This is a genomic window from Aeromonas sp. (genome assembly GCF_051657805.1).
Lineage (GTDB): Bacteria > Pseudomonadota > Gammaproteobacteria > Enterobacterales > Aeromonadaceae > Aeromonas.
The window spans coordinates 1-26109 of sequence record NZ_JBOFLJ010000041.1 but is presented as its reverse complement, the minus strand read 5'-3'; the positions used below and the strand labels follow the sequence as shown (position 1 = coordinate 26109).

General features: G+C 63.3%; 27 protein-coding genes and 1 rRNA gene. 15 read left to right on the top strand and 13 right to left on the bottom strand.

Annotated elements, in window-relative coordinates; genetic code table 11:
• From ACRCYW_RS14635 to clcA, 4 genes are all read right to left on the bottom strand, one after another.
• Nucleotides 1-130: ribosomal RNA gene (locus ACRCYW_RS14635) — 16S ribosomal RNA — on the bottom strand; the annotation flags it as partial.
• A 470-nt stretch (nt 131-600) separates the two neighbouring features.
• Nucleotides 601-951, bottom strand: coding sequence for an iron-sulfur cluster insertion protein ErpA (gene erpA / locus ACRCYW_RS14630; RefSeq protein WP_157812753.1), 351 nt, complete (start codon nt 949-951; stop codon nt 601-603).
• Nucleotides 952-1041: 90 nt separating this feature from the next.
• Nucleotides 1042-1734, bottom strand: coding sequence for a DUF6776 family protein (locus ACRCYW_RS14625; protein WP_438550795.1), 693 nt, complete (start codon nt 1732-1734; stop codon nt 1042-1044).
• 86 nt (nt 1735-1820) lie between these two features.
• Nucleotides 1821-3215 carry a H(+)/Cl(-) exchange transporter ClcA gene (clcA, locus tag ACRCYW_RS14620; RefSeq protein WP_438550794.1) on the bottom strand — a complete coding sequence of 465 codons (1395 nt, stop codon included), beginning with the start codon at nt 3213-3215 and terminating at the stop codon, nt 1821-1823.
• Between the two features lie 221 nt (nt 3216-3436).
• Between clcA and hemL the strand changes: the two genes are divergently transcribed.
• Both hemL and ACRCYW_RS14610 read left to right on the top strand, forming a co-directional pair.
• On the top strand, nt 3437-4723 hold the full coding sequence (hemL, locus tag ACRCYW_RS14615; RefSeq protein ID WP_438550793.1) for a glutamate-1-semialdehyde 2,1-aminomutase: 1287 nt from the start codon (nt 3437-3439) through the stop codon (nt 4721-4723).
• 226 nt (nt 4724-4949) lie between these two features.
• Nucleotides 4950-5771: a hypothetical protein gene (locus tag ACRCYW_RS14610; protein ID WP_438550792.1), complete on the top strand. Its 822-nt coding sequence runs from the start codon at nt 4950-4952 to the stop codon at nt 5769-5771.
• 38 nt (nt 5772-5809) lie between these two features.
• Here ACRCYW_RS14610 and ACRCYW_RS14605 read toward each other — a convergent pair whose 3' ends face one another.
• Both ACRCYW_RS14605 and ACRCYW_RS14600 read right to left on the bottom strand, forming a co-directional pair.
• Entirely contained in the window at nt 5810-6730 is a 921-nt protein-coding gene (locus ACRCYW_RS14605) for a TSUP family transporter (protein ID WP_438550791.1), read from the bottom strand.
• 278 nt (nt 6731-7008) lie between these two features.
• Complete coding sequence (locus ACRCYW_RS14600; protein WP_438550790.1) at nt 7009-7692, bottom strand: phosphatase PAP2 family protein; 684 nt, start codon at nt 7690-7692, stop codon at nt 7009-7011.
• 208 nt (nt 7693-7900) lie between these two features.
• Between ACRCYW_RS14600 and ACRCYW_RS14595 the strand changes: the two genes are divergently transcribed.
• Entirely contained in the window at nt 7901-8410 is a 510-nt protein-coding gene (locus ACRCYW_RS14595; protein ID WP_438550789.1) for a DUF2937 family protein, read from the top strand.
• Between the two features lie 17 nt (nt 8411-8427).
• On the opposite strand, the gene ACRCYW_RS14590 is transcribed toward ACRCYW_RS14595, so the two are convergent.
• Nucleotides 8428-9309, bottom strand: coding sequence for a LysR family transcriptional regulator (locus tag ACRCYW_RS14590; protein ID WP_438550788.1), 882 nt, complete (start codon nt 9307-9309; stop codon nt 8428-8430).
• A 156-nt stretch (nt 9310-9465) separates the two neighbouring features.
• Between ACRCYW_RS14590 and ACRCYW_RS14585 the strand changes: the two genes are divergently transcribed.
• Both ACRCYW_RS14585 and ACRCYW_RS14580 read left to right on the top strand, forming a co-directional pair.
• Nucleotides 9466-9861 carry an SMR family transporter gene (locus tag ACRCYW_RS14585; protein WP_438550787.1) on the top strand — a complete coding sequence of 132 codons (396 nt, stop codon included), beginning with the start codon at nt 9466-9468 and terminating at the stop codon, nt 9859-9861.
• Nucleotides 9849-10169: an SMR family transporter gene (locus tag ACRCYW_RS14580; RefSeq protein WP_100859170.1), complete on the top strand. Its 321-nt coding sequence runs from the start codon at nt 9849-9851 to the stop codon at nt 10167-10169. Before ACRCYW_RS14585 ends, ACRCYW_RS14580 begins: the two co-directional genes overlap by 13 nt.
• 89 nt (nt 10170-10258) lie before the next feature.
• Here ACRCYW_RS14580 and gloA2 read toward each other — a convergent pair whose 3' ends face one another.
• The 3 genes from gloA2 to hrpB form a co-directional block, all read right to left on the bottom strand.
• Nucleotides 10259-10660 carry an SMU1112c/YaeR family gloxylase I-like metalloprotein gene (gene gloA2, locus ACRCYW_RS14575; protein WP_438550786.1) on the bottom strand — a complete coding sequence of 134 codons (402 nt, stop codon included), beginning with the start codon at nt 10658-10660 and terminating at the stop codon, nt 10259-10261.
• A gap of 54 nt (nt 10661-10714) precedes the next feature.
• Nucleotides 10715-13042 (bottom strand): penicillin-binding protein 1B, encoded by a 2328-nt coding sequence (mrcB, locus tag ACRCYW_RS14570; RefSeq protein WP_438550785.1) that lies wholly within the window; start codon nt 13040-13042, stop codon nt 10715-10717.
• A 73-nt stretch (nt 13043-13115) separates the two neighbouring features.
• Entirely contained in the window at nt 13116-15563 is a 2448-nt protein-coding gene (gene hrpB, locus ACRCYW_RS14565) for an ATP-dependent helicase HrpB (RefSeq protein WP_438550784.1), read from the bottom strand.
• Between the two features lie 203 nt (nt 15564-15766).
• Between hrpB and thpR the strand changes: the two genes are divergently transcribed.
• From thpR to ACRCYW_RS14520, 9 genes are all read left to right on the top strand, one after another.
• Nucleotides 15767-16312 (top strand): RNA 2',3'-cyclic phosphodiesterase, encoded by a 546-nt coding sequence (gene thpR / locus ACRCYW_RS14560; protein WP_438550783.1) that lies wholly within the window; start codon nt 15767-15769, stop codon nt 16310-16312.
• Nucleotides 16309-17052 carry a DNA/RNA nuclease SfsA gene (sfsA, locus tag ACRCYW_RS14555; protein ID WP_438550782.1) on the top strand — a complete coding sequence of 248 codons (744 nt, stop codon included), beginning with the start codon at nt 16309-16311 and terminating at the stop codon, nt 17050-17052. The genes thpR and sfsA overlap by 4 nt, the downstream gene beginning before the upstream one ends.
• Nucleotides 17053-17171: 119 nt before the next feature.
• Complete coding sequence (dksA, locus tag ACRCYW_RS14550) at nt 17172-17621, top strand: RNA polymerase-binding protein DksA (RefSeq protein WP_349921104.1); 450 nt, start codon at nt 17172-17174, stop codon at nt 17619-17621.
• Nucleotides 17622-17734: 113 nt separating this feature from the next.
• On the top strand, nt 17735-18673 hold the full coding sequence (gluQRS, locus tag ACRCYW_RS14545) for a tRNA glutamyl-Q(34) synthetase GluQRS (protein WP_438550781.1): 939 nt from the start codon (nt 17735-17737) through the stop codon (nt 18671-18673).
• 103 nt (nt 18674-18776) lie between these two features.
• A complete protein-coding gene (gene pcnB, locus ACRCYW_RS14540) occupies nt 18777-20231 on the top strand; it encodes a polynucleotide adenylyltransferase PcnB (RefSeq protein ID WP_438550780.1) in 1455 nt (484 codons plus the stop codon).
• A gap of 9 nt (nt 20232-20240) precedes the next feature.
• Nucleotides 20241-20738, top strand: coding sequence for a 2-amino-4-hydroxy-6-hydroxymethyldihydropteridine diphosphokinase (gene folK, locus ACRCYW_RS14535; RefSeq protein WP_438550779.1), 498 nt, complete (start codon nt 20241-20243; stop codon nt 20736-20738).
• Nucleotides 20739-20756: 18 nt separating this feature from the next.
• Nucleotides 20757-21551, top strand: coding sequence for a 3-methyl-2-oxobutanoate hydroxymethyltransferase (panB, locus tag ACRCYW_RS14530; protein ID WP_438550778.1), 795 nt, complete (start codon nt 20757-20759; stop codon nt 21549-21551).
• A gap of 102 nt (nt 21552-21653) precedes the next feature.
• Nucleotides 21654-22508, top strand: coding sequence for a pantoate--beta-alanine ligase (gene panC, locus ACRCYW_RS14525; RefSeq protein WP_438550777.1), 855 nt, complete (start codon nt 21654-21656; stop codon nt 22506-22508).
• A 15-nt stretch (nt 22509-22523) separates the two neighbouring features.
• Nucleotides 22524-22871 (top strand): putative quinol monooxygenase, encoded by a 348-nt coding sequence (locus tag ACRCYW_RS14520; RefSeq protein ID WP_438550776.1) that lies wholly within the window; start codon nt 22524-22526, stop codon nt 22869-22871.
• Nucleotides 22872-22932: 61 nt separating this feature from the next.
• Here ACRCYW_RS14520 and ACRCYW_RS14515 read toward each other — a convergent pair whose 3' ends face one another.
• The 3 genes from ACRCYW_RS14515 to hpt form a co-directional block, all read right to left on the bottom strand.
• Complete coding sequence (locus tag ACRCYW_RS14515; protein ID WP_438550775.1) at nt 22933-23706, bottom strand: ABC transporter permease; 774 nt, start codon at nt 23704-23706, stop codon at nt 22933-22935.
• Nucleotides 23703-24620 carry an ABC transporter ATP-binding protein gene (locus ACRCYW_RS14510; protein WP_438550774.1) on the bottom strand — a complete coding sequence of 306 codons (918 nt, stop codon included), beginning with the start codon at nt 24618-24620 and terminating at the stop codon, nt 23703-23705. Before ACRCYW_RS14510 ends, ACRCYW_RS14515 begins: the two co-directional genes overlap by 4 nt.
• Before the next feature lie 108 nt (nt 24621-24728).
• A complete protein-coding gene (gene hpt / locus ACRCYW_RS14505; protein WP_438550773.1) occupies nt 24729-25259 on the bottom strand; it encodes a hypoxanthine phosphoribosyltransferase in 531 nt (176 codons plus the stop codon).
• Nucleotides 25260-25460: 201 nt separating this feature from the next.
• On the opposite strand from hpt, the gene ACRCYW_RS14500 reads away from it, so the two are divergent.
• Nucleotides 25461-26075: a TetR/AcrR family transcriptional regulator gene (locus ACRCYW_RS14500; RefSeq protein WP_438550772.1), complete on the top strand. Its 615-nt coding sequence runs from the start codon at nt 25461-25463 to the stop codon at nt 26073-26075.
• Nucleotides 26076-26109: the final 34 nt, after the last annotated feature.

The window sequence follows — 26109 nt, the reverse complement described above, 5'->3', positions numbered from 1 at the left end:
CCCAGGCATTACTCACCCGTCCGCCGCTCGCCGGCAAAAGTAGCAAGCTACTTTCCCGCTGCCGCTCGACTTGCATGTGTTAGGCCTGCCGCCAGCGTTCAATCTGAGCCATGATCAAACTCTTCAATTTAAGTTTGGTTGCCTGTTAAGGCGGCTCAATGAATTGCTGAATTAACTGCTGCAACTTTCGTTGCGTTGGTCACTTCATCAGACATTGAAAATCAAAAATTGTTTTTGATGCTCGATGCTGTGAGTGCCCACACAGATTGCTTGATTCAAATTGTTAAAGAGCAGGGTCGATAACTATAACCCTCACTGGTTTGCTTTGCAAGCCAGACCAGACGCGCACTGCGCCGTGCTGATGGAGGCGCATTATAGGGATCTGATTCTGTCTGGCAAGCACAAACCCTGTGTTTTTTTGAGAAAACCGTTCAAGCGTTTAACTAACAACCAGTTCGAACAAACATCCAGCAAAAACACCTCGAAGAGAGCCATCTCCTCAGTCACGCCAGCACGATTGGGTCTTGTATATGTGCAGGATCCGGGGCGGAAAACAGAAAAGGGCCCGATGGGCCCTTTCAATCTGACCATCAAGGCAGATTAGATGGAGAAGCTGGAACCACAGCCACAGGTCGTCGTGGCGTTGGGGTTGGTCACGATAAAGCGGGAACCCTCCAGACCTTCGGTGTAGTCCACGCTGCCGCCGACCAGATACTGCAGGCTCATGGGATCGATCACCATGGTCACGCCGCTCTTCTCGACGACGGTATCACCGTCGTTGATCTTCTCGTCAAAGGTGAAACCGTACTGGAAACCGGAGCAGCCCCCCCCGGTGATATAGACCCGCAGCTTGAGCTCGGGATTTTCTTCTTCGGTGATCAAGGTCTTCACCTTGTTTGCCGCCGAATCCGTCATCTGAATTGGCAACGGGGCTTCTGTTACTGCACTCATCACTGACCTCACAACCGTTAAATCCACTAAGGTGGAAACTGCGAAATTATCCAATACCCGACCATTCAGTTCAAGTATTCACCATGCATCTTACTGAACGACGGGCAAAGGGGCAGGCTGAGCCACCAGCGGCTTGAGCACGTCGCTCCATTCCGTCAGCAGCTCCTGGGCCGGTTGGCGCCCCTCTTTGGCGATGGTCACCCGCACCCTGTCCGGGATGAAGCCTTCCGGTAGCTGCCAGTTTCCCTCCAATAGCTGAAAGTAACGCAAGGCATAACGCCCCTCCCCCACCTTCATGCCGAGATCCCGGCTGCTCAAGGTCTTGGGCTTGTCGGCCAGACTCCCCTCTACCCTGATCTGGACCTGGCCGCGAAACAGCTCGCGCTTCTTGGCGGGCTGGGTCAGGGCCAGCCGATAGTGATAGCGCCCCGGCACGCTGGTCTCCTGCAGGCTGAGGTTGTCGATGACCACCCCGACCTGATCGCCGGTGGGCCTCATGATCCGCTCGAAGAAGGCGAGCTGGCGTTTCTGTTCCTGCACCTGCGCCTCCTGATCCTTGAGGGTCTGCTGCAGCTGCTCGAAGGCCGCCTTCTGGGTCGCCAGCAGGGTATCCTTGATGCCCAGGTCCGTCTTGAGCTGGCCAATCGCCTTGCTCTGCCGCTCCAGGGTCTCCTGCTGCACCGTCAGCAGACCGCTCTGGGCCAGCTCCTGCCGGTTTCCGATGACATAACCGATGAGTCCCCCCACCATCAAGACAACCAACACCTTCCAGATTTGGGACATAGGGCCTCTTCTATTACTGCGCCACACTGCGGCCTCTTCCCTTCACTATATGCGACATCATCTGGTTGATGTGAACAAACAAGGAGTTAACCGGCAGTCACACTGCTCTCTCCCCGCTTTTGACGCGCGGCCAGCCGTAAAGTTCGCTCCAGGATCTGGGAATAGATGGGACGTCCCCCCAGCCACTGTGCCACCAGGGTGGCCCCTATGGTGGTGATCATCATGGGCAGGATCAGCTGGTAGTTGTCCGTCATCTCGGTCACCAGCACTATGCCGGTGATGGGGGCACGCACCGTGGCGGCAAACAGGGCCCCCATGCCGGCGATGGCGAAGGCGCCGGGCTCGATGCCAAGATCCGGGAAGGCCGCGTGGAAGATATGGCCGAACACCACACCGAACAGGGTGCCGAGGGCCAGGGTCGGCGCAAAGACGCCGCCGGGGGCGCCTGAGCAGAAGCAGATGAGTGTGGCGATGAGGCGCACCGAGAAGATGAGGAACAGGGTGGCCATCGCATATTCATCCCCCATCAGGTGCGGGATGAGCTCGGTGCCGCCACCGGTCACCGAGGGCACGAACAGCGACAGCACGCCGAAGGTGCCCGCCACCAGAGTGCCGATGGCGACGAAGCGATGGCGTTTGTTCTGATGCAGCGCCAGGTAGCCGTCCTGACAGGCGAGCACCAGCTTGTTGAACACGAAGCCCAGCACGCCGAAGCAGGCCCCCATGAAGAGGAAAAGCCAGAGCGCCTTCAGCTCGGGGGCATCGTAGTGGGGCAGGCTTATCACCGCCGCCTGTCCCTTCATGTTCTGCAGCATCAGGGTCGCCATGACGGCGGAGATCCCCACCGCCTTGATGGCGAGGAAGGAGTAACGGAACTGGGGACGCATCTCCTCCATCACGAACAATATGCCCGCCAGCGGGGCATTGAAGGCGGCCGCCAGACCACCCGCCGCCCCCGCCGCCAGCAGGGCGTGGCCGTGCTCCCTGGGCAGGCGGAAGATGTCCGCCACCATCTTGCCGAGGTTGCCGCCGATCTGCACCGATGGGCCTTCCCGTCCCAGCACCATGCCGGAGCTCAGGGTGCAGATGCCGCCGAAGAACTTGACCGGCAACACCCGCCACCAGCGCACCGGCCTCAGCTCATCCATGGCTCCTTCAATTTCGGGGATGCCGGATCCCCCCGCCTCGGGGGCGAAGGTATGGGTGAGGAAGTAGCCGACCATCCCCAGCAGGGCGCTGAAACCAAATCCCAGGGCGACGAGCTGCCACCAGGGCCGGTCCGCCAGCAGGTTGACTCGCTGGGAGATCACCCAGTGCACGCCGGATTCGAACAATCCGCACACGAAACCAGCCAGGAGACCCACCAGGGCGGCCAGCAGCAGCACCAGCAGCGGCATCTTGTCCTGCAGGATTAGACGCTGAAAGACGGGCCTGTGCCCGGGTAATGCATTTTCAGAAGAAGAGGGAGCTTGTTGCGCCATGAGAAACCATATTCATCTAGCAAGGTTTGAAAACACCCGGCCTCGGCTCGGCTGCCCAGCACAGGGCCTTTCTGCTATAGTCGGCCCGTTTCATGTGCCACGGGGCAGGCCAGCGGCCCGGGTAACGAGAGCGCAAAGCATACTCCACCACCCGCAGGCTGCCGAGCCGCATTCGGCCATCTTCCCCGGTACGACCACCAAAATCCCATTAAGGATGATCCATGTCAAAATCAGATCAGCTGTTTGAACAGGCCCGCCAGACCATTCCGGGTGGCGTCAACTCCCCGGTCCGCGCCTTCAACGGGGTCGGTGGCACGCCCCGCTTCATCGATCACGCCGACGGAGCCTATCTCTATGATGTGGATGGTCAGGCTTATGTGGACTATATCGGCTCCTGGGGTCCCATGCTGCTGGGTCACAACCACCCGGCCATCAAGGCCGCCGTCATCCAGGCGGTGGAGAAGGGACTGAGCTACGGCGCCCCCACCGAGATCGAGGTGCGCATGGCGGAGAAGGTGCGCCAGATCGTGCCTTCCATGGAGCAGGTACGGATGGTGAACTCGGGCACGGAGGCGACCATGAGCGCCATACGCCTGGCCCGCGGTTATACCGGCCGTGACAAGATCGTCAAATTCGAGGGTTGCTACCACGGCCACGCCGACTCCCTGCTGGTGAAGGCCGGCTCCGGCGCCCTGACCCTGGGCCAGCCGAACAGCCCGGGCGTGCCAGCGGACTTCGCCAAGCACACTCTCACTTGTGTCTATAACGATCTGGATTCGGTGCGGGAAGCCTTCGCCCAGTACGGCAGCGAGATCGCCTGCATCATCGTCGAGCCGGTGGCCGGCAACATGAACTGCATCCCGCCGGTCCCCGGCTTCCTGGAAGGGCTGCGCACCATCTGTGACGAGTCCGGCGCTTTGCTGATCCTGGACGAGGTCATGACCGGCTTTAGGGTCTCCCTGCGCGGCGCTCAGGGTCACTACAACATAGATCCGGATCTCACCACCCTCGGCAAGATCATCGGGGCCGGCATGCCGGTGGGCGCCTTCGGGGGCAAGAAGAAGGTGATGCAGCACATAGCCCCGACCGGCCCCGTCTATCAGGCGGGCACCCTGTCCGGCAACCCGGTGGCCATGGCCGCGGGTCTGGCCATGCTGGATCTGCTGCAAGAGCCGGGCCTGTATGAGCAACTGAACGCCAAGACCGCCCAGGTGGCGGAAGGGCTGAAGGCGGCCGCCGCCAAACACGGCATCCCGCTGGCCGTCACCCAGGTCGGCGGCATGTTCGGCTTCTTCTTCACCGAAGAGCCCGAGATCACCCGCTACGAGCAGGTGACCCGCTGCGACATGGAACGTTTCAAGCGTTTCTACCATCTCATGCTGGAAGAGGGCGTCTACCTGGCGCCGAGCGCCTACGAGGCGGGCTTCCTCTCCCTGGCCCACGGTGACAAGGAGATAGCGCACACCCTGGCCGCCGCCGAGCGCAGCTTCGCCAAGCTGGCTGGCTGATCCAAAATCCAATAGAGAAGGGCCCCGCGGGGCCCTTTTTCATGCTTGTGCTGTATTCCTTCTCTGGGCACGCAGGATCCTGCCCCCGCGCCCCCTTCTGGTGCACTCCTCTCCCTTCCCTTCGGAATTTGCCACCCCTTGGTGCAGTAAACGCCGCAGCGACTGTCATAAAACGGGCCCACTATTTGCACCGGCTCAGACAGGAGCCCACTTGACCGAGGTGTGTATGGCAGAGATGAGCCCCATCGATGTGCTGCGGCGCTATCAGGAGTACGAAACCGAGCTGGCCCCCCTGTTGCTGGGGCTGCTCAGCCTCCCTCAGGATGCCCTCAAGGCCTACCCCTTCGTGCAGAGCGTACAGAGCACGGACCTGCCCCAGGCAAGACCCGCCATACTGGCGCCCGTGCCGGCCCCGCAAGGGCAGCTCAGACTGCGGGTGCAGGGCAATGGCCGCGAGCTTGCCATCAACCTGCATCAGCTGATCGCCTGGCTGATGGGAGACAGGGAGCGGCGCCGCGCCATCCCCTGGTTCAGGGCCGTCTACGTGGTGCTGAGTCTGGCGCTGTTTCTCATCGTCGCCACCCTGATCTGGCACGGGCTGGAGCAGCTCTACCTGCTGCTGTGCGGCACCCAGCAGAACCGGCTCGGCGCCTTCAGCGCCATCATCTTCCTGACCCTGGCGCTGGCGGTGTTCGATCTCGGCAAGACCATATTGGAGGAGGAAGTGCTGCTGCATAAGGACATCTTCCGCCACAGCGCCATTCGCCGCACCATCACCCGCTTCATCGCCGCCATCCTGATCGCGGTCTCCATCGAGGGGCTATTGCTGCTGTTCAAGGGATCCCTGGGTCAGACTGAGTTGCTCTGGCCGGCGGTGGGGGTCATGGCCTGCGCCGTGGGCTTGCTGCTGGCGCTCGGGCTCTATGTCTTCCTCGGCGCCAAGGCCGAGGCAGCCCTGGTCGCGTCCAGTCAGCGGCCCCTGCTCAGTGGCGGCGCGCCGGGAATGGCAGCCCAGAGACGCCTAGGTGGCTTCAGACGAGCGAGATAATCTCCCGCCCGGTCAGACTTTCTGTGAAGGAAAAACGGCTAGCGGGGAGCCTCACTCAACTGAACCTGTGCTTGTGCCGAGATGTCTGGCTGACGACGCCCCGCCCGCCAGGAGGCGTACATGGTCCAAGAGGTGTAGATCACCACGAAGGCCACCAGCCATTTCAGCATCTCCATGTCCATGGATTGCACCAGCATGGCCGCCAGCACCACGCCGATGGGACCGAAGATGGCCACCGCCAGCACGGCTCTGGCATCGAAGGCGCCACGGCGGATGAAGGTGCCCGCCGAGAAGACGCTAAGCACCGCGGTGGAGCCCATCATGATGGGGAAGGCCGCCATGGGGTTCATCCCCAGCAGATAGACCAGCGTCATGCAGGGGGCGAACAGGCCGATGCCGACGTTCATCAAGACCCCGAAGATGAAGTTGCCGACCAGGGCTATCCCCAGCTTGTAGCCGCTCAGCCCCATGGCCTCGCCGCCGAGGGGGAAGAGCCCCAGCAGGCCGGCGAAGATGAGACCGGCCACCACCAGCAATGAGACCGCCATCACCAGCCGGATCGTCTGCCGATCGAAACCGGCGACCCGGCTCGCCCCCCAGGCGGCACCCGCCGCGGCCGCGGCCATCATGCTGATGAGGGTGAGGGGATCCACCTTGACCGCGCCGATGAAGATGAGGGACTGGGTCACGGTCGGCAGCACACACTGGCCGTTGAGGGTCCCCGGCAGCAGGCGATCGTCGATGAGCTTGAACTGCTTGTAGCAGGCGGTCTTCACCGCGAAGCTGCCTACCCCCAGGGTATCGAGGAAGTTGGCGACGAAGCCGATGCCTGCCACCGGCCAGAAGGGGGTGGACTCCAGCTCGCCATTGCGCCGCTTGTGCCACCAGGCGTGGATCAACATGAAGATAAAGACCAGGGCGCAGCCGATGAACAGCAGGCGCAGCAGATTGATTAGCATTGAGGTTCTCCAGCAAGGGCGGCGATTCTAAAGAAGGCCCGTGGAAAATGCTTGAGCGAACGCAGGCATTTCACAAAAATTCAGGCAAGAATGACCTCATGGTGAGCGTGCGAACTCGAACGGCGCTGTTCATACTCTTTCATGAGGGCGCGAGCCCGGGGTCATCGGTCGCCATTATGGTCATTTCGCGACGACCACAGTCGCCGATGGTGCATAACCAAAAGAAGGCAGGTTTCCCTGCCTTCTTTTTTATTGCCGGCCATGGGGATGGCGAGCCGTCAGCCCAGCCAGCCGGGCAGTCTGGGGGCGATGCGTGCGATCAGCCGATCCGACAAGGGGGTGAGCAGCAGCAACGGCAGGCAGAGCAGGGCCAGGCAGAGGGCGCCCACATAGACGTCCGTGAGCCAGTGGGCACCGGCCAGGATGCGGGGGGCCGAGAACAGGGGCACCATCAGCACGGAGATCACGCCCGCCCAGCGCGGCAGATAGCGCAGGGCGAAGCCAGCGAAGATCATCAGGAAGAGGGCGTGATCGCCGGGGAAGCTGTCGCTGGAGGAGTCCTTGGTCGGGATGGCGCTGATCTCGGTCACGCGCAGTGCCCCTTCCACCATCAGGGTGGGGCTGGGGCGGCTGACCGGCAACAGGTGACCGAACTGGTTGATGGCCAGGGCCCCCAGCAGCATGACGATCCCCATGGCCACCAGCCGATGGCGCTCCTGCCCCTCGGCACGGAAGAAGCAGATGGCCAGGATCAGCCCCATGCAGGCCAGGGCGGCCAGATCGAACAGACGGTTGTTCGTGATGGCCACGAGATCGGCCCAGCGTGGGGAGTCGGCGAGCCAGCCGTTGACCCGCAGGAAGGTGGCGAGATCCCAGTGATCCCAGGGGCCGTGGCCCGGCAGGACGCCCCAACTGAGGGCAATCAGACCCCCGACCAGATAGAAAGGTATGAACTTGCTCATGCCGAGCCTTCCCTCAAAAAAACCGCCATGTTAAAGCAGATTATTCGAGATCTGAATCACAAAAATGTAAAAGGTAGTGTCAGGGAGATATTCCATCGAATCTTGCTCTGCCTCACCCCACCCTTTGTCTGGCTGACTGGCGCAGGCCGACTTGGCGCGCCAACCGCTTGCGGCTAGTATGTGAGTCCCTTCATTCAGGATGATGATGATGCGCAGCTACCTTCGCATGATGTTGTTTGCACTGGGATTATTGGCAGGTGTGCAGATCCCCGGGCTGGTCGATCTCTACTTCCAGCGGCTGGATGCCCGGCTGCAACAGGCGAGCCTCAGCCTGGCCCCCTTCCAGGGCACGGCGGATCAGCACTTCGGCGGGGATCTCGATGCCCTGATCGCCCACTACGGCGCCAGCCAGGATCCCGTCTTCACCCGGGATGCCGACAGCCTGAAGCTGCTGGTGAACCAGCAGCGCCACCTGCAGCAGGAGCTCGCCGTCCAGCGCCAGCCCTGGTTGCGGCAGCTCTCCCACCTGCTGATGCAGCCGGATCCCCAGCTCTGGCAGGATACCCTGCACAACTACAGCTATGTGGTGCCCCTCAAGCAGGCCGCCATCGGCTGTGGCCTCGGCGTCGGCCTGCTCGCCGCCCTGCTCGGGGATCTGCTGCTGGGGTTGGTGTTGCTGCCGTTTCGCTCGCGTCAGCCGGCCCCCCGCTACCGCTGACTTCCCCGACTCCTGGCCTACTCGAAGAGTTCGAGATAGGCCTGGATCGCCTTCTTCAGCCAGGCAAGCACCTTGCCGTGGTGAGCATTTTCCGACAGATAGACCCCGTAGTCCCGCCACTGCAGGCTGAATTTGTGCTTCAGGGTCAGCAGCTCCCCCTGCCGCAGCTGGCCCTGGATCAGCGGCGAGGGGAGCACGGCCCACCCTAGCCCATCCAGCACGGCGTCCCGCATCAGCTCGAAACTCGACAGGCCGATGTGCTGGCCGCCGATGGGCAGCAGGCTCTTGACCGAGAACTCGTCGACGTAGGAGAGGGTGACCTGGGTGTGGCCGCTCAGATCCTGCTGCAGCACCCGTTTCAGCCCGGCCAGGGGGTGGCTCGGGGCCACCACCATCAGGGTGCGGATGGGGTTCAGCACATCGATGCACAGGCCGCTGCGCTCCTGCTCCTCGGTGATGAGGCCGAAGGCCGCGTCCACGAACCCCTCTTCCACCAGGGCTGGCAGCTCGGGGGGCGAGGCCAGCACCAGGGAGATGCTGGTGCCGGGGAACTGGTGGCGCAGGGTGCCCAGCAGGTCGCGCCAGACAGACTCCGGGATAGCGTCGTCCCGCGCCACCCGCAGCGCCACCTCGGCGCCGGAGGCGTGATGCTCGCACTTGAGCTGCAGGCTGTTGGCCGCCTGCAGCAGCCGTTTGCAGTCATCCAGCACCTGCTCCCCGATCTCCGTCAGCCGGCTCCGATTCGCACCGCGTTCAAAAAGGTCGACGCCAAGCTCCAACTCCAGCGCCGCTATCGCCGTGCTGACCGCACTGCGACTCTTGCCAAGACGGCGAGCCGCATTGGCAATGGAGCCGCTTTCCGCAGATTCCACAAAGAGTTCTATCTGATTGAGCTTCATAAAGGCGCTGGCATGCAGAGGATCCGAGCTTTACCTTAGCCCGCACCCGTCGCACAAGGCAAACCCTTGGCGTCTGGTTAATCGACGCTGAGCGATTCCCGACAAGGCCGGGGCCCCGGCTATCCTTGCCGGGTCGAAGCCACAAAAGGACGTTTTATGTTAATCAGTCGCATGTTATTGGCCCGGATGTTTTTGACCGGCGCCATCCTGACCGAGGTCGCTGGCACCTCCTCCATGACCCTCATCGCGGACAATAGCGCGGGTTGGCTCAACTACCTGCCCATGTGGGTGCTCATCGCCCTCTCCTACCTGATGTTGGCCAAAGCCGCCAAAACAATCTCCATTGGTATCGCGTTCGCCCTCTGGGAAGGCCTGGGGATCGCCTTGATCACCCTGGTCTCGGTGTTGTTCCTGGATTACAGCATCAGCACCCAGGAGCTGTTCGGGCTGGCGCTGGCCATAGTGGGGATTGTTATGGTGACCCTGGGTGAGACCCATGATGAGCCGACCCCCGCCTCCCGTCCGATGAAGGAGGCCGTATGCACCCGTTGATCATCGTACTGGGCGCGGCGCTGCTGGACATAGGCGCCAACATGGCCATCAACCGCTCCGTGGGGTTTCGCTACAAGGGCTGGGGCTTCCTCGGCATCCTGCTGGTACTCTGCGCCTTCACCCTGCTGTCGGAGGCGGTGAGCACGGGCAAGATAGATCTCGCCATCGCCTACGCCACCTGGGGCGCCATAGGTATCCTGGGTACGGCCCTCGGCGGCCTCTTGCTGTTCGGCGAGCGCCTCAAGCCCATCGGCTGGGTCGGGATCCTGGTGATGGCGGTGGCGGTGGCCCTGCTGACCACCGCATGACCCACTCGCCACCCCCATGAAAAAAGCCGCCCTGTTCGCAGGGCGGCTTTTTAACAGTCAAAACGATCACTCGGATTGCAGCAGGCAGCCTAACTCTCCGCCTCATACAGCTCCAGCGGCAGGTCGTCAGGGTCTGCGAAGAAGGTGAAGCGCCGACCCGTCAGCTCGTCCACCCTTATCTCCTCCACCTCTATCCCATGCCGTTGCAAGTGAGCGATGACCCCATCCAGATCCGCCACCCGAAACGCCAGGTGGCGCAGGCCGCAGGCCTCCGGCCTCGAGGGGCGCGGTGGCGGCGCGGGGAAGCTGAACAGCTCGAGCTGACTGCCGTCAGGCAGGGCCAGATCCAGCTTCCAGGATTGGCGGGCTTCCCGCAGGGTCTCGGCGATGATGGGCAGCCCCAGCACCTCGTGATAGAAGCGGCGGGAGCGCGCATAGTCGCTGGCGATGATGGCCACATGGTGGATGCCGCCGAGCAGGGGTACTGTCATATCCACTCCATGAGCACGGGCGGCCAGGCCGCCCGCTCTCGGTTGCAAAGAGGGTCAGTTGAAGAAGCCGTTGAACCAGTTGTCCAGGGCATTGACCGGGTTAGGGTTCGCCACCGGGGCGGCGCAGCTCATGGGCTCTCCCAGCCCCGCCAGCTTGGCCGGCACCTGCAGGCTGCCGGGGCAGTCCGTGGTGACCCGGGCACCGCTGGTGCGGGAGAAGCTGGCCCAGCTCACCCCTTCCGGCATGTTCAGGCTCAGGCTGTTGACCCCGCGCTGGCTCATATAGCCGCTGAACAGCTGCAGGGCACCGCTGGCACCGGTCAGCCCGGCCGGGGTGTTGTCGTCACGACCGACCCAGATGCTCACCAGCTCGTTGTTGTCCAGCCCGGTGAACCAGGAATCTCTCAGCTCGTTGGTGGTACCCGTCTTGGCGGCCATGGTCGCGCCGGGGAACTTGGCCCCGAGCGCACGGGCCGTACCCTGGCTCACCGTCTTGGTCATAGCGAACAGGGTCAGCCAGCTGGCCTGGGGATCCGTGACCCGCTTGGCCGCCTCGTCATGCTGGTAGAGCTGGCTGCCATCGCCGTTCACCACGGCGCGAATGGCCGACAGCGGCTGGGTCAGCCCCTGGTTCGCGATGGGCAGGTACATCTGGTTCACCTCCATGGGCGAGAGCGCCACGGCCCCCAGCACCAGGGACGGATAGGGCTGGATCTCCTGGCTGACGCCGAGCTTGTGCAGGGTATCCACCACCTTGTCGAGCCCTACCTGCATGCCCAGGTTGACGGTCGGCACGTTCAGGGAGCTCGCCAGCGCCTCCATCATGGGCACGCTCTGACGGAACTTGCGATCGTAGTTCTGGGGCGTCCAGATCTGGCCATCCTGGCCGCGGATGCGGATCGGCTGATCTTTGAGCGGTGTGCCCAGGGTCAGGCCATTGGAGAGGCCGGTCAGGTAGACGGCGGGTTTCACCAGGGAGCCTATCTGGCGACGGGCATCCAGGGCACGGTTGAAGCCGGCGTAGCGCGGATCCCGGCCCCCCACCATGGCGACCACTTCCCCCTTGTGCCAGTCGGAGACCACCATGGCCGCCTCCAGCTTCTTCTTGCCCCGCTGCTTCTCTATGGTGGCCAGACCCGATTCGACCGCCTGCTCGGCGGCGTGCTGGGCGATGGGATCCAGGCTGGTGAAGATCTTGAGGCCGGACTGCTTGAGCAGATCCGGGCCGAAGCGGCTCTGGATCTCCCGCTTGAGCAGGCCCATGAAGGCCGGGGTGCGCCCATAGCTCATCTGGCCACGGGTGATGATGCCGAGCGGCTGCTTGCTGGCCAGCTCATATTCGGCCTGGGTCAGGCTGCCGTGATCCATCAGGAGTTTCAGCACCAGATCCCGCCGCGCCTTGGCCCGCTCCGGGAATCGCCAGGGATCGTAATAGGAAGGGCCCTTCACCATGCCCACTAGCAGGGCCACCTGATCGATGTCCAGCTCGTTGACCGGGATGCCGAAGTAGAAGTAGGAGGCGAGCCCGAAGCCGTAGACCCCCTGGGAGAAGTTCTGGCCCAGGTAGACCTCGTTGAGGTAGGCCTCCAGGATCTCGTCCTTGCTGTAGCGGTAGTCGATCAGCACCGCCATATAGGCTTCCTGCACCTTACGCCACAGGCTGCGCTCCCGGGTCAGGAAGAAGTTCTTGGCGAGCTGCTGGGTGAGGGTGCTGCCCCCCTGCACGGTGCGCCCCGCCAGCACGTTGGCCGCCATGGCGCGCATGATGGCCACGGGGGAGACACCACCGTGCTGGTAGAAGTCTCTGTCCTCGGTCGTCAACAGGGTGACCAGCAGGCTGTCCGGCACCTCGGCGATGCGCACCAGCAGGCGATCCTCCCGATCCTCGGTGTTGAGTCTGTCCAGCAGCACGGGGTCCATCTGGGCGTAGCCGAGCTGGCGCTGGTTCTCGAGGGACTGGATCCCGTCCAGCCGCGCGCCGTTGAAGGTGAGGCGCAGGCCGCGGGCGGCGTCGGCGCCGTCGTGGAAGGCGAACGGGCGGCGGATCAGGTCGATCTTGTTGCCGTTGACCGCATACTCACCCGGGGTGTGAGGCTGGCGCACCTGCTTGTAGCTCAACATGTTGAGCTCGCGCAGCATCTGGGTCTGGGAGAGTCGCTGGCTGGGGTAGAGCTCCAGCGGGCGGCTGTAGACCATCACCGGCAGTTGCCATTTCTCACCGTCGAAGCGCTCGCGCACCTTGGTATCGAGATAGATACCGAACACCACCATGAAGGCGCCCACCACCAGTGAAAGTTTGAAGCCAAGCCAGAACAGCCTGCGCCAGATGGTGTTGTTGGGCGCCGCCTTCTTGGGCGCGCGCTTGCGTTTTTGGGTTGCCATAAATCCTCTTTGCTTTCCTTCCTGCTTATGTGGTCGCCTTCGCGAACGTCCGATTGCGTCTGGTCAATCGGCTCTACAATCCCATCTTCTTCTTGGTCACCCGGGTCGGCATCGCCTCGAGGGGGTTGTCCGGCCAGTAGTGACGGGGGTAACGCCCCTTCATCTCTTTCTTCACCTGCTCGTAGGAGCCCACCCAGAAGGCGGCAAGATCCGCGGTGATCTGCAGCGGCCGCTGGGCCGGGGAGAGCAGCTCCACCACCAGGGCCACCCGGCCATCGGCCACGCAGGGCGTGCTGGCCTGGCCGAACATCTCCTGGATGCGCACCGGGATCACCGGCGCCTGCCCCGGCTGATAGCGGATACGCACCCGACTGCCGGTGGGGGCGGTGAAGTGGCTCGGCAGCGCCTCGTCCAAGCGCCTGGGCAGGGGCCAGGGCAGGGACTGGCGCAGCAGATCCACCAGGTCGAGCCGCCTGAGCTGCTCCAGCCTCGTCATGCCGCTCACCGCCGGCAGCAGCCACTCTTCCAGGCGGGCCAGCAGGCTCTCCTCGTCCGCCGCGGGCCAGCCTTCGTCCGGCAGCCAGTCGGTGGCGCAGCGCAGCCGGGCCAGCAGCCCCTCGCTCGCCTCATCCCAGGGCAGCACGTGCAGCCCCTTGCGCCGGATCCCCTGCAGCAGGCAGCGCCCCTTCTGTTCGTCCGACAGCTCGGTCAGGGGTCGCTGGCTCAGCACCAGCTCGCCGACCACCTGCTGGCGTTCGGCCCGCACCCGCTCCTCCCGCTCGTCCCAGTCGAACCACTGGCGCTCCCTCACCAGCTCCGGCAGCTGGCGTACCAACTCGTCCAGCTCCACCGGCTCGGCGATGAAGATGCGGCTGCCGCGCTCATTCTGACCCATCTCGATGGCCACCAAGGCAGCTTGTCCCTGACAGGGATGACCTTCTACCAGATCGCAGCTCACCCCACCACTGAGTTGATAGCGGCTGCCGCTGCGCAGCTTGCCGATCCTGTCTGGCCAGGCGAGGGCGCTGAGCAGCCCGAGCCACTCTCCTCTCGCCGTGGCAGGGCGCACGCCGAGGCGCTCGAACCAGCGGGCCGCCCCCTGGCGCAGGGTCCCTTGCCTGCGATGAAACAGCACAGACAGGCGTTCGGATCCTCGCAGATCCTCTTCCAGCAGCGCCACCAGGAAAGCGGCATCGGCGACAATCCCTGTCAGACCCTCGGCCTCCAGCTCGCGAGCCCGCAGCAACATGCGCGCCAGGCGGGGATGGGTACCGAGCGCCGCCATGGTCCGACCGGCCGGGGTCAGCAGTTGATCCCCGTCCGGCTTCATCGCCCCCAGGGCCACCAGCAGCCGATGGGCGCTGGCCACCGCCGCCGCGGGGGGCCTGTCCAGCAGCGGCAGGCTCTCCACCCTGGCACCCCACTGGGCGGCGTCCAGCAGCAGACCGGTGAGCTCCTGGGTCAGGATGTCCGGCGGACTCTGCTCGGCGAGGCGTTCCTGCCCCTCCGCGCTCCAGAGCCGATAGCAGACCCCGGGGCCGAGGCGGCCGGCGCGGCCCGCCCGCTGGGTGGCGGAGGCCCTGGCGATCTGTCGGGTCTCCAGCCGGGTGACGCCGCTCTTCAGATCGAAGCTGGCGCGCCGCTCCAGGCCGCTGTCGATGACCATCGACACCCCTTCTATGGTGAGGGAGGTCTCCGCCACATTGGTGGTGAGCACCAGCTTGCGGCGACCCGCAGGTGCCGGATCGATGGCGGCCTGCTGGGCAGCCATGTCGAGGCGACCGTAGAGGGGGGCAAGGCGCACATCGTCCGGCAGCCTGCCTTCCAGCCATTGCGCCAGCCGCTCTATCTCCCCCTGCCCCGGCAGGAACACCAGGGCGCTGCCGGGGTGCGTAACCAGCGCCTCCAGCACCACGGCGCCCACTTGCGGCTCCAGCCACTGCTGGCGGTTTGCCGGGCGATAGTGGTAGTCGATGGGGAAGCCGCGCCCCTCGGAGCGGATGACGGGGGCATCCGGCAGCAGCGCCTCCAGCGCCATACCCTCCAGGGTGGCGGACATGATGAGCAGCTTGAGATCCTCTCGCAGCCCCTGCTGGCTCTCGATGGCGAAGGCCAGCGCCGTGTCCGCGTGCAGGCTACGCTCGTGAAACTCGTCGAAGATGACGAGCGACACCCCGGCGAGCTCCGGATCCTGCTGCAGCATCCGGGTCAGCACCCCTTCCGTCACTATCTCGAACCGGGTCGCGGCGCTGGTGCGGCTCTCCCCGCGCACCCGCAGGCCGATACGCTCCCCCACCTTCTCCCCCAGCTGGCGAGCCAAGAAGCTCGCGATGTTGCGCGCCGCCAGCCGGCGGGGTTCCAGCATGATGATGCGACCGGGCAGCCGGCGCTGGCGTACCAGCTCCAGGGGCAGCAGGGTCGACTTGCCCGCCCCCGGGGGGGCCTGCAGGATCACGCTGGCATGGGTGTCGATGGCATCAAACAGCTCGGGGAGCACCGAAACGATGGGGAGTTGGGACAAAACGGCAAGCACCTTCTGTGGCGACCTTGAAAACGGGCTCCATTCTGCCATAGCCAGGAGGCGGCTGTAAGCGCAGACACCACAGAGGCCCTGCCCCTCCCCCTTGCTTGCGGCGCACGACGGCCAGTGGCGGCAAGACATCCCCCCATGTGCTGCCATAGAATGGGTCCCTTCCATGCGCATCCAGAGGACAGATCCCCCCCATGCCCAAACTCTTCTTCGCCCTGCCCCTGCCCGGCCTGGCTCCCGAGCTGGTCGCCTGGCGCGCAGAGCAGCCCTGGCCCGGCCTGCCGGTGCCGGAGGCGAACCTGCACCTCACCCTGGCCTTTCTCGGGGAAACCGACGAGGCGACCCAGGAGCGCCTGATCGCCGCCGCCGAGCTGCAACACTGCCCGCCCTTCACCGTTCGACTGGATCAGACCGGCTGGTTCGCCCGCGCCAGGGCCGCCTGGGTGGGGCCGAGGGAGTGGCCGAATGAGCTGAACGTGCTGGCCAGGGCCCTGCGCCGTCACGGCGAGAAGCTGGGGCTCGGCAATGGGGAACAGGGCTATCGCCCCCACGTCACCCTGTCCCGCAAGGCGGGCGAGGCACCGAGCGAGCTGCCGGCTCCGGATTTCGAGGTGCAGGCCGATCGCTTCTGCCTCTATCGCTCCGTCAGCACCCCGGACGGGGTCAGCTATGAACCCATCGCCTGCTGGCCCCTGCGGGCGCGCGCCAAGACACAGAAGAGTGAGGAACCGGCCCGATGATCTTCGATCCCCCCCTGCAATGCGGGCAGCTCATCAGCCGCTACAAACGCTTCCTGACCGACGTTCAACTCGAGAGTGGCGAGACCATCACCATCCACTGCGCCAACACCGGGGCCATGACTGGCTGCGCCGATCCCGGCACCCGGGTCTGGTACTCCACCTCTGACAATCCCAAGCGCAAGCTGGCCCACAGCTGGGAGATTGCCGAGAGCCCGGCGGGACACTTCATCTGCGTCAACACCGCCCGTGCCAACCAGATAGCCCGCGAATTGATCGAGCAGGATGCCATCGCCCCGCTGCGCGGCTATGCCAGGCTGCGCACCGAGGTGAAATACGGGGAGGAGAACAGCCGCATCGATCTGCTGCTGGAAGACGATGACAAGCCGAACTGCTACATAGAGGTGAAGTCGGTGACCCTGCTCGACGAGCGGGAGCAGGCCGGCATGGGTTACTTCCCCGATGCGGTGACGACCCGGGGTGCCAAGCACCTGCGTGAGTTGATGGCCATGAAGGCGGCTGGCCACAGAGCCGTATTGTTATTCATGGTGCTGCATTCGGGGATAGAACGGATGCGTCCGGCAACGCACATAGATCCGCACTATAGTCTGCTAATTGAACAGGCGATGGCGGCGGGGGTTGAAATTTTATGCTATCGCCCCCATGTTGGGGGGCGAGGCATGGTGGCTCAAGGCTTTATTCCGTTTGAATCTGACCACCTGCAACCCGAGGGCAGCAAATAAATGCTGGAATGGGTAACATTATTGGTAAGGCTTGTTTGCCTACAGGTTACCCTTCTGCTATAGATACCGCCCTCAATTTATGGATGGCACGAGTCGCGTGCTGAATTAGGAGACAGGGCATGCCAACAGGCGAAAACAGGAAATCTCTGGGCCCCCTGGCCATTGCGGGTGTCGAGCCTTACCAGATGAAAGCTGGCGAGGAGTACATGAATGACCAACAGAAGGTTCATTTCCGCAAGATCCTGGGAGCCTGGCGTAACCAACTGATGCAGGAAGTTGACCGCACCGTTGACCATATGAAGGATGAGGCTGCCAATTTCCCGGATCCCGTCGATCGCGCCGCGCAGGAAGAAGAGTTCGCGCTCGAGCTGCGCACCCGCGACCGTGAACGCAAACTGATCAAGAAGATCGAGAAGACCTTGCTGCTGCTCGAAGACGACGACTTTGGATACTGCGAGCATTGCGGTATCGAGATCGGCATTCGTCGCCTTGAAGCCCGTCCCACCGCCGACCTCTGTGTCGACTGCAAGACGCTGGCCGAGATCAAGGAAAAACAGATGGCTGGCTGAGGCCGACCGTCGACGTGAACAAAGGAAGGGAGCTTGCGAGCTCCCTTTTTTATTGAGATTTTGTCGGGTGCGGCCCAGAATGCAGCCTCAATGCACCGTTTTCCCCGATGATCATGCCCATCACAGCCACCCCAGCCTCCCCGACCCGCCCTTATATAGGCCGTTTCGCCCCCTCTCCGTCCGGCCCGCTCCACTTTGGCTCCCTGGTGGCGGCCCTTGGCAGCTTTTTGCAGGCGAGATCCCGGCAAGGGACATGGCTGGTGCGCATCGAGGACATAGACCCGCCGCGGGAGATGGCGGGGGCTACCCCACTCATTTTGCAGACGCTGGAGGCCCATGGCCTCGAGTGGGATGGGGAGGTGATCTATCAGAGCCAGCGCCATGCCCGCTATGACGAGATCATCGAGGGGCTCTATCGAGCCGATCACCTCTACTGGTGTCGCTGTACCCGGCGCGAGATCATGGCCGCCGGCGGCTTCTATGGCGGCCATTGCCGGGAACTGGGCTTACCGGCTTCCGGCTGCGCCGCCCGCCTGCGCCAGCGCCAGCCCGTCTATCACTTCGAGGATGCGCTGCAGGGCCGGATCTCGGTACCGGCGGCCCTGGCGGAGGAGGACTTTATCATCCGTCGCCGGGACGGGCTCTACGCCTACAACCTGGCGGTGGTGGTGGATGACATGGATAGCGGCATCACAGAGATCGTCAGGGGCGCCGATCTGCTGGAGCCCACGGTGCGCCAGATCGCGCTCTACCAGATGCTGGGGGCACCGGTGCCCACCTGGGTGCATCTGCCCCTGGCGGTGCTGGCCGATGGCCACAAGCTCTCCAAGCAGAATCACGCCCCGGCCCTGGATCTCGATGAGGTGAGACCCGCCCTCTGGCAGGCCCTCGCATTCCTCGGCCAAAACCCGCCCCCCGAGCTGGCCGAGGGAACCGTTGCGCAGATGATCACCTGGGGAATAGCCCACTGGCAGTTGGCACTCGTCCCCCATCAGCAGAAGATTGAGCTGGGGGAACCCGGTGCGGGGAGCACAACCCGCTCGCATTTATAACTAGCCAGCCCAACGCCACCTGAGCAGACCACACAGTTTCTCATTTGGCCGGGCCTGAGCTATGATAGGCCGCTATTTTTTGGCCTCCCGTCAATTTGAAGTCATGAAGAGGTGTACCATTTTTTCCCAGATCGCAAACTTTTGCCGCAAGGTGCTCGGCAAGGAAGACGGCGAGCAGTCGATGGAATCCAGCCTGCCGACCCATGTCGCCGGCCAGCGCCGCATCCTGAGCCGTGACCAGCACCCCATCTCGCGCAAAGAGATCAGCGAGAATGCGCTCAAGGTGCTCTACCGCCTGAACAAGGGGGGCTATGACGCCTACCTGGTGGGTGGCGGCGTCCGTGACCTGCTGCTCGGGAAGACGCCAAAGGATTTTGACATCGCCACCAACGCGACGCCGGAACAGATCAAGGCGCTGTTCAGCAACTGCCGCCTCATCGGCCGTCGCTTCCGTCTGGCTCACATCGTCTTTGGTCGTGACGTGATCGAAGTGGCCACCTTCCGGGGTCACCACCATCAGGTCAATACCAGCAAGCACGTGTCGGCCCAGTCTGATGAAGGCATGCTGCTGCGGGACAACGTCTACGGCACCATCGAAGAGGATGCCGAGCGTCGCGACTTCACCGTCAACGCCCTCTACTACAGTGCCAGGGACTTTACCCTGCACGACTTCGAGGGGGGCATCGAGGATCTGGCCGAGCGCAAGCTGGAGCTGATCGGCGATCCCGAGACCCGCTACCGGGAAGATCCGGTGCGCATGCTGCGTGCCGTGCGCTTCGCCGCCAAGCTGGACATGCACATCAGCCCGCGCACCGCCGCCCCCATCAAGGAGCTGGCGCCCCTGCTGCAGGATATCCCGGCGGCCCGCCTGTTCGAGGAGACCCTCAAGCTGTTCCTCGCCGGCGACGGCCTCGCCACCTACAAGCTGCTGCGTGAATACGGTCTGTTCCAGCCCCTGTTCCCCCAGGTCGCCGCCCTGTTCACCCCCCATGGCAACTCTCCCTACGAGCAGTTCATCGAGCAGGCCTTGATAGACACAGACAACCGGGTCCGTGAGGAGAAGCGGGTCAGCCCGGCCTTCCTCTACGCCACCCTGCTGTGGGGCGCCGTCGAGGCCCGTGGTCGTGTGCTGGAGAACGAGAGTGGCCTGCCCTGGTACGATGCCTTCATGCTGGCCATCAACGAGGTGCTGGACGCCCAGGTGCGGATCATCGCCGTGCCGCGCCGCTTCACCACGGATGTGCGCGACATCTGGGCGCTGCAGCAGCGACTGACCCGTCGTCAGGGCCGTCACCCCGAGCGCGCCATGGAGCATCCCAAGTTCCGCGCGGCCTTCGACTTCCTGTTGCTGCGCAACCGGGTCGAGCGGGGCCTCGGCGAGCTCGCCAGCTGGTGGGAGCGCTACGTGGCCTCCAACCCGGACGTGCGCCCGCAGCTGCAACGGGAAGCGGGCCGCGGTGAGCGCGCACCGGCCGGGGAACGCAGCGGTGAGAAACGCAGCAGCAACAGCCGCAATCGCCGCCGCCCCCGTCGCCGCAAGCCGAAAGCCGCCGAGTAAGCCCATCCCATGATCGAGGTCTTCGTCGCCATCGGCTCCAACCTGGGGGAGCCCCTCGCCCAGGCCAGACGCGCCATCATGGCACTGATGGCGTTGCCGGAGTCTAACCTGGTACAGGCCTCGCACCTCTACGGCAGTCGCCCCATGGGCCCGGCGGATCAGCCGGACTACGTCAATGCCGTGGTGCGACTCCAGACCCGGCTCGGCCCCCTGGCCTTGCTGGACCAATTACAGAAGATCGAGCTGGAACAAGGACGTGTGCGCAAGGACGAGCGTTGGGGTCCGCGGACCCTGGATCTGGATCTGCTGCTCTATGGGGAGCAGATCATTCAGCATGAACGCCTGACCGTCCCCCACTACGGCATGAAGGAGCGGGAGTTCGTCCTGCTGCCCCTTGCCGAACTGGCGCCCGACCTGGTGCTGCCCTGCGGCACCCCGCTCGCCGAACTGGTTGCCCGCTGCCCGCGCAATGGTCTGTCGATCCTTGCCGAAGCCACGGACGAGTAGAGAAGTAGGAGCAACGTTATGAGCAAGATAACCACCAGCAGCCTGTTGAAGATGAAGCAAGACGGGCAGAAGATCACCGCCATCACCGCCTATGATGCCAGCTTCGCCAAGTTGTTCGACGACGAAGGGGCCCAGGTGCTGCTCATCGGCGACTCTCTCGGCATGGTGCTGCAGGGGGGCGAAGACACCCTTGGCGTCAACATGGACGAGATGGTCTACCACACCCGCTGCGTGGTGCGCGGCACCAGCAAGGCGCTGGTGGTGAGCGACATGCCGTTCATGAGCTATGCCACCCCGGAGCAGACCTACCAGAACGCCGCCCGCCTGATGGCCGCCGGCGCTCGCATGGTGAAGATGGAAGGGGGCGACTGGCTGTGTGACAGCATCCGCCACCTGACCCGCAACGGCGTGCCGGTGTGTGGCCACCTGGGGCTGACCCCCCAATCCGTGCACGTGTTTGGCGGCTTCAAGGTACAGGGGCGCGACGAGTTCCATGCCCAGGAGATGTACCGCCAGGCCCTGGAGCTGCAAGCCGCCGGCATCCAGCTGCTGGTGCTCGAATGCGTGCCGGTCGCCCTGGCCGAGCGCATCACCAAGGCGCTGCGCATCCCGGTGATCGGCATAGGGGCGGGCCCCGCCACCGACGGCCAGATCCTGGTGATGCACGACGCCTTCGGCATCACCTCGGGCTATGTGCCCAAGTTCACCAAGAACTTCCTGGCCGAGACCGGCGACATGCATGCCGCCATCCGCCTCTATGTGAAAGAGGTCAGCGAGGGCACCTTCCCGGGCCCGGAGCACTGCTTCAACTGACTGCCGGCCTCAGGGATGCGAGCGGGGGCCTGAGCCCCCGTTTCGCCATCTGCCGATGACCTATTCCCCATCTCACTTGGATGTACCCGAAGGTAACTATCGATGCTCGTCGTTAATAATCCCGCCGCCCTGCGCGAACAGATCGGTCAATGGCGCCGTGAAGGTCGCGCCATCGCATTCGTGCCCACCATGGGCAATCTGCATCAGGGCCACCTGACCCTGGTCAACGAGGCTCGCAGCCACGGCGAGAAGGTGGTGGTCAGCATCTTCGTTAATCCCTTGCAGTTCGACAAGGCCGAAGATCTCGCCAACTACCCCCGCACCCTGGAACAGGACTGCGCCGCCCTGCAGGCCGCCGGTGTGGATCTGGTGTTCACCCCGACCCCGGAGCTCATGTATCCCCATGGCCTGGCCAGCCAGACCTTCGTCGAGGTACCCGGCCTCTCCAGCCTGCTGGAAGGGGCGCTGCGCCCCGGCCACTTCCGCGGGGTGAGCACCGTCGTCACCAAGCTGTTCAACCTGGTGCAGCCGGATGTGGCCTGCTTCGGCCAGAAGGACTACCAGCAGCTGGCGCTTATCCGCAAGATGGTGGACGACATGGCCATGCCCATCGAGATCGTCGGCGTGCCGACCGTGCGCGCCGACGATGGTCTGGCGCTCTCATCACGCAACGGCTATCTCAGTGCCGCCGAGCGCGCCCTGGCCCCGGAACTCGCCCGCACCATGAACTGGATCGCCGAGCAGATTGAGGGAGGGGCTCATCACCTGCCCTCCCTGGTAGCCCAGGCCAGTCAGCGCCTGGACAAGGCCGGTTTCCGGACCGATGCCATCGACATCGTCGATGCGGCGACCCTGGAAGCGGCCACCGCCGACAGCGAGCAACTGGTGATCCTGATGGCCGCTTACCTCGGCAAGGCCCGCCTCATCGACAACCGGGTCGTCACGCTTAACGCCTGATCCCAAGGAGAGACCATGTCCAAGAAGGTTTATTGCATCGCCCAGTTCCAGCCCAAGCCGGGCAAGGAGCAGGCCCTGTTCCAGGTGTTGCAGAGCCTGGAACCCAACACCCTGCGGGAAGATGGCTGCCAGCAGTACATAGTGACTCGTCACATTCCCAGCCCCTTCGCCGAGGGGGAGAGCTTCCCCATCGTCTTCAACGAGATCTGGCGAGACATGGCGAGCTTCGAGGCGCACTGCCAGCGGGCCGAGATCAAGGCCTTCTTCGAGCGCTACTGCCTCGCCGACGATGGCTTGGCGGCCAAGTGGAACGTCTGCGTCTACAGCGATGAGCCACAGCACTACGACGCCCCCGTGCTCTGAAACCGTCGCATCCGAAGAAGCAAAAGGCGCCCGCAGGCGCCTTTTTTCATGGTTCAAACACTCAGTGCCGCAGGCCGGTGCCGCGGGAGATGAGCCACCAGGCCAGGCCGTAGAGGGCCACAATGAAGCCGATGATGATGAGGTAGGCGGTGCCGAGCGGCACGTCGGAGATCCCGAGGAAGCCGTAACGGAACGCGTTCACCATGTAGATGATGGGGTTCACCTGGGAGACCCCCTGCCAGAAGGGCGGCAGCAGGCTGATGGAGTAGAAGACCCCGCCGAGGTAGGTGAGCGGTGTCAGCACGAAGGTCGGGATGATGCTGATGTCGTCGAAGGTCTTGGCGAACACGGCGTTGATGAGGCCCCCCAGGGAGAAGAGGATGGCGGTCAGCAGCACAGTGATGAAGACGCTGAACAGATGGTGGATCTGCAGCGGCACGAAGAACAGGGACACCAGGGTGACGATGAGGCCGACGCAGAGGCCACGGGCCACCCCGCCCCCCACGTAGCCAGCGATGATGATGTAGTTCGGCACCGGCGCCACCAGCAGCTCCTCCACGTTGCGCTGGAACTTGGCGCTGAAAAACGACGAGGCGACGTTGGAGTAGGCGTTGGTGATGACCGACATCATGATGAGGCCGGGCACGATGAACTCCATGTAGCTGAAGCCCCCCATCTCCCCGATGCGGCTGCCGATGAGGTTGCCGAAGATGACGAAGTAGAGGCTCATGGTGATGGCCGGCGGCACCAGCGTCTGCAACCAGATCCGGGTGAAGCGGACCACTTCCTTGGTCAAGATGCTCTTGAAGGCGATGTAATAGGTGTTGGTATTCATGCTTTACGCCCCTCTTCCACCAGGTTGACGAACAACTCTTCCAGCCGGTTGGCCTTGTTGCGCATGCTCTGCACCTGCACCCCCTGGGCGGAGAGCTGCTCGAACAGGCTGTTGAGGGACTGGCTCTTGTCCAGCTCCACCTCCAGGGTGCGCTCATCCTGCATGCGGCCCTGGAACTCGGGCACATTGGGCAAAGCGGAGCCCGGCGCCAGATCCAGCATGAAGGTCTCCCGTCCCAGCTTGCCGAGCAGGTTCTTCATGCTGGTGTTCTCGATCAACCGACCTTTGTCGATGATGCCGATGTTGCGGCACAGCATCTCCGCCTCTTCCAGGTAGTGGGTGGTGAGTATGATGGTGACCCCTTGCTCGTTGAGATCCTTGAGGAAGTTCCACATGGATCGGCGGATCTCGATGTCCACCCCGGCGGTCGGCTCATCCAGGATCAGCAGCTTGGGCTCGTGCATCAGGGCGCGGGCTATCATCAGGCGGCGCTTCATGCCGCCGGACAGGGTACGGGCCGCCATGTCCCGCTTGTCCCAGAGATCGAGCTGACGCAGATACTTCTCGGCACGGACCTTGGCCTCGGCACTGGGGACGCCGTAGAAGCCGGCCTGATGAATGACTATCTGGCTCACCTTCTCGAACTGGCTGAAGTTGAACTCCTGGGGCACCAGGCCGAGCTGGGCCTTGGCCAGTTCCAGCTCCCCATCGATGTCATGGCCGAACACCTTTACCTTGCCGGCGCTCTTGTTCACCAGGGAGCTGATGATGCCGATGGTGGTGGACTTGCCCGCCCCGTTCGGGCCGAGCAGGGCGAAGAAATCCCCCTGCTTGACGCAGAGATCTATGCCCTTGAGGGCCTCGACGCCCCCCTGATAGGTCTTCTTCAGACCGCTGATTTCCAATGCGTTCATTGCAACCCCTGTGATGGATGGGCCCATCTCGAGACAGAAAAGGCGGCCAAGGCCGCCTGCAGGCAGGGGTGATGAAGTCACCCTGCCGTCGCCACTGTTGAGCCTTGCTTATTCTTGCGGAACTACCTTGCCGATGAACGGCAGATTACGATACTTCTGGGCGTAATCGATACCACAGCCCACCACGAATTCGTCCGGGATGGAGAAACCGATCCAGTCCACCGGGACCTGCACCTCCCGACGGGACGGCTTGTCCAGCAGGGTGCAGATGGCCAGGGACCTGGGTTCACGCAGGGAGAGGATCTCGCGCACCTTGTTGAGGGTGTAGCCGGTGTCGATGATGTCCTCGACGATCACCACGTCCTTGCCCTTGATGTCATCATCCAGATCTTTGAGGATGCGTACGTCACGGGTGCTGTGCATGCCGGAGCCATAGCTGGAGGCGGTCATAAAATCCAGAGTGATGGGCAGTTGGGTCTGACGGCACAGGTCGGCCAGGAAGACGCAGGAACCGCGCAGCAGGCCAATCATGACCACCTCATCGGAACCCTGATAGCGCGCGGTGATCTCTTCACCCAGCTTGGCGATCCGGGCGGCAACCTCGGCCTCGGAGATCATCACCTCGACGATATGTTTCATCACATACTCCAATAATGGCCAAAGGGTTATTGGCCGTTCATGTACATCAAAGCCGAGGATTCTACCATTCCAGCCCCGAGGCGTCAGGCATACGTGATGCTTTTATCGGCTTATTTTAATTGATAGAGTTAGCAAGCCTTTCGGCATTATCGGTGACAATACTATAAACACCATAATCAATAACTATTAGATGAAAAAACTATGGAACCACGCGCAGAAATAAGACGTCGAACCCGGCTCTCGCCGGAGGCTCGTCGTGATCAATTGATGGAATGTGCCATCGAGGTATTTTCCCGTCGCGGCATCGGCCGTGCGGGGCATGCCGAGATCGCGGAACAGGCCAAGGTATCGGTCGCGACCGTGTTCAACTACTTCAACACCCGTGAAGATCTGGTCGATGAAGTCCTGGCAGAGATCGAGCGTTTTGTGCAACAAATCCTCGAGCAGGCCTATACCGGTCAGGGGCCGGTCAAGGAGAGCATCCACCGCCACGTCAAACTCTTTGTCGATGCCGCCTATGACAGCCCGGACCATGCCAGTATCTGGCTGGAGTGGAGCTCGTCGGTACGCGAAGAGGTCTGGCCCCGCTACACCCGTCTGCTGGACAAGGCACTGGAGCGCATCGCGCCCCACCTGCAGGCAGCCATGGACAATGGCGAGATCCAGAGCGTGCTGTCGGCGCAGGATCTGGCCCGCTCCCTGACCGGGTTTGGCTACGTCATGATGCAGATGATCAATCAGCCCCAGCGCCCGTCCCGGGAAGAGGTAACTGATTTCCTGTTCAAATATGTGACGGCCCCCCTTCAGGTCGCCTAACCGCCTCGCCAATGAAAAGCGGCGCCGGACGATG

Excerpts from the sequence above, each read along its gene's own strand:
- folK (WP_438550779.1), top strand. The coding sequence starts at position 20,241 with ATGATCGAGGTCTTCGTCGCCATCGGCTCCAACCTGGGGGAGCCCCTC.
- panB (WP_438550778.1), top strand. The coding sequence starts at position 20,757 with ATGAGCAAGATAACCACCAGCAGCCTGTTGAAGATGAAGCAAGACGGG.
- thpR (WP_438550783.1), top strand. The coding sequence starts at position 15,767 with ATGCCCAAACTCTTCTTCGCCCTGCCCCTGCCCGGCCTGGCTCCCGAG.
- dksA (WP_349921104.1), top strand. The coding sequence starts at position 17,172 with ATGCCAACAGGCGAAAACAGGAAATCTCTGGGCCCCCTGGCCATTGCG.
- ACRCYW_RS14580 (WP_100859170.1), top strand. The coding sequence starts at position 9,849 with ATGCACCCGTTGATCATCGTACTGGGCGCGGCGCTGCTGGACATAGGC.
- ACRCYW_RS14595 (WP_438550789.1), top strand. The coding sequence starts at position 7,901 with ATGCGCAGCTACCTTCGCATGATGTTGTTTGCACTGGGATTATTGGCA.
- ACRCYW_RS14605 (WP_438550791.1), bottom strand. The coding sequence starts at position 6,730 with ATGCTAATCAATCTGCTGCGCCTGCTGTTCATCGGCTGCGCCCTGGTC.
- ACRCYW_RS14590 (WP_438550788.1), bottom strand. The coding sequence starts at position 9,309 with ATGAAGCTCAATCAGATAGAACTCTTTGTGGAATCTGCGGAAAGCGGC.
- ACRCYW_RS14515 (WP_438550775.1), bottom strand. The coding sequence starts at position 23,706 with ATGAATACCAACACCTATTACATCGCCTTCAAGAGCATCTTGACCAAG.
- ACRCYW_RS14585 (WP_438550787.1), top strand. The coding sequence starts at position 9,466 with ATGTTAATCAGTCGCATGTTATTGGCCCGGATGTTTTTGACCGGCGCC.
- ACRCYW_RS14500 (WP_438550772.1), top strand. The coding sequence starts at position 25,461 with ATGGAACCACGCGCAGAAATAAGACGTCGAACCCGGCTCTCGCCGGAG.
- gluQRS (WP_438550781.1), top strand. The coding sequence starts at position 17,735 with ATGCCCATCACAGCCACCCCAGCCTCCCCGACCCGCCCTTATATAGGC.
- ACRCYW_RS14510 (WP_438550774.1), bottom strand. The coding sequence starts at position 24,620 with ATGAACGCATTGGAAATCAGCGGTCTGAAGAAGACCTATCAGGGGGGC.
- hemL (WP_438550793.1), top strand. The coding sequence starts at position 3,437 with ATGTCAAAATCAGATCAGCTGTTTGAACAGGCCCGCCAGACCATTCCG.
- ACRCYW_RS14520 (WP_438550776.1), top strand. The coding sequence starts at position 22,524 with ATGTCCAAGAAGGTTTATTGCATCGCCCAGTTCCAGCCCAAGCCGGGC.
- gloA2 (WP_438550786.1), bottom strand. The coding sequence starts at position 10,660 with ATGACAGTACCCCTGCTCGGCGGCATCCACCATGTGGCCATCATCGCC.
- erpA (WP_157812753.1), bottom strand. The coding sequence starts at position 951 with ATGAGTGCAGTAACAGAAGCCCCGTTGCCAATTCAGATGACGGATTCG.
- hpt (WP_438550773.1), bottom strand. The coding sequence starts at position 25,259 with ATGAAACATATCGTCGAGGTGATGATCTCCGAGGCCGAGGTTGCCGCC.
- ACRCYW_RS14600 (WP_438550790.1), bottom strand. The coding sequence starts at position 7,692 with ATGAGCAAGTTCATACCTTTCTATCTGGTCGGGGGTCTGATTGCCCTC.
- ACRCYW_RS14610 (WP_438550792.1), top strand. The coding sequence starts at position 4,950 with ATGGCAGAGATGAGCCCCATCGATGTGCTGCGGCGCTATCAGGAGTAC.
- pcnB (WP_438550780.1), top strand. The coding sequence starts at position 18,777 with ATGAAGAGGTGTACCATTTTTTCCCAGATCGCAAACTTTTGCCGCAAG.
- mrcB (WP_438550785.1), bottom strand. The coding sequence starts at position 13,042 with ATGGCAACCCAAAAACGCAAGCGCGCGCCCAAGAAGGCGGCGCCCAAC.
- clcA (WP_438550794.1), bottom strand. The coding sequence starts at position 3,215 with ATGGCGCAACAAGCTCCCTCTTCTTCTGAAAATGCATTACCCGGGCAC.
- sfsA (WP_438550782.1), top strand. The coding sequence starts at position 16,309 with ATGATCTTCGATCCCCCCCTGCAATGCGGGCAGCTCATCAGCCGCTAC.
- panC (WP_438550777.1), top strand. The coding sequence starts at position 21,654 with ATGCTCGTCGTTAATAATCCCGCCGCCCTGCGCGAACAGATCGGTCAA.
- ACRCYW_RS14625 (WP_438550795.1), bottom strand. The coding sequence starts at position 1,734 with ATGTCCCAAATCTGGAAGGTGTTGGTTGTCTTGATGGTGGGGGGACTC.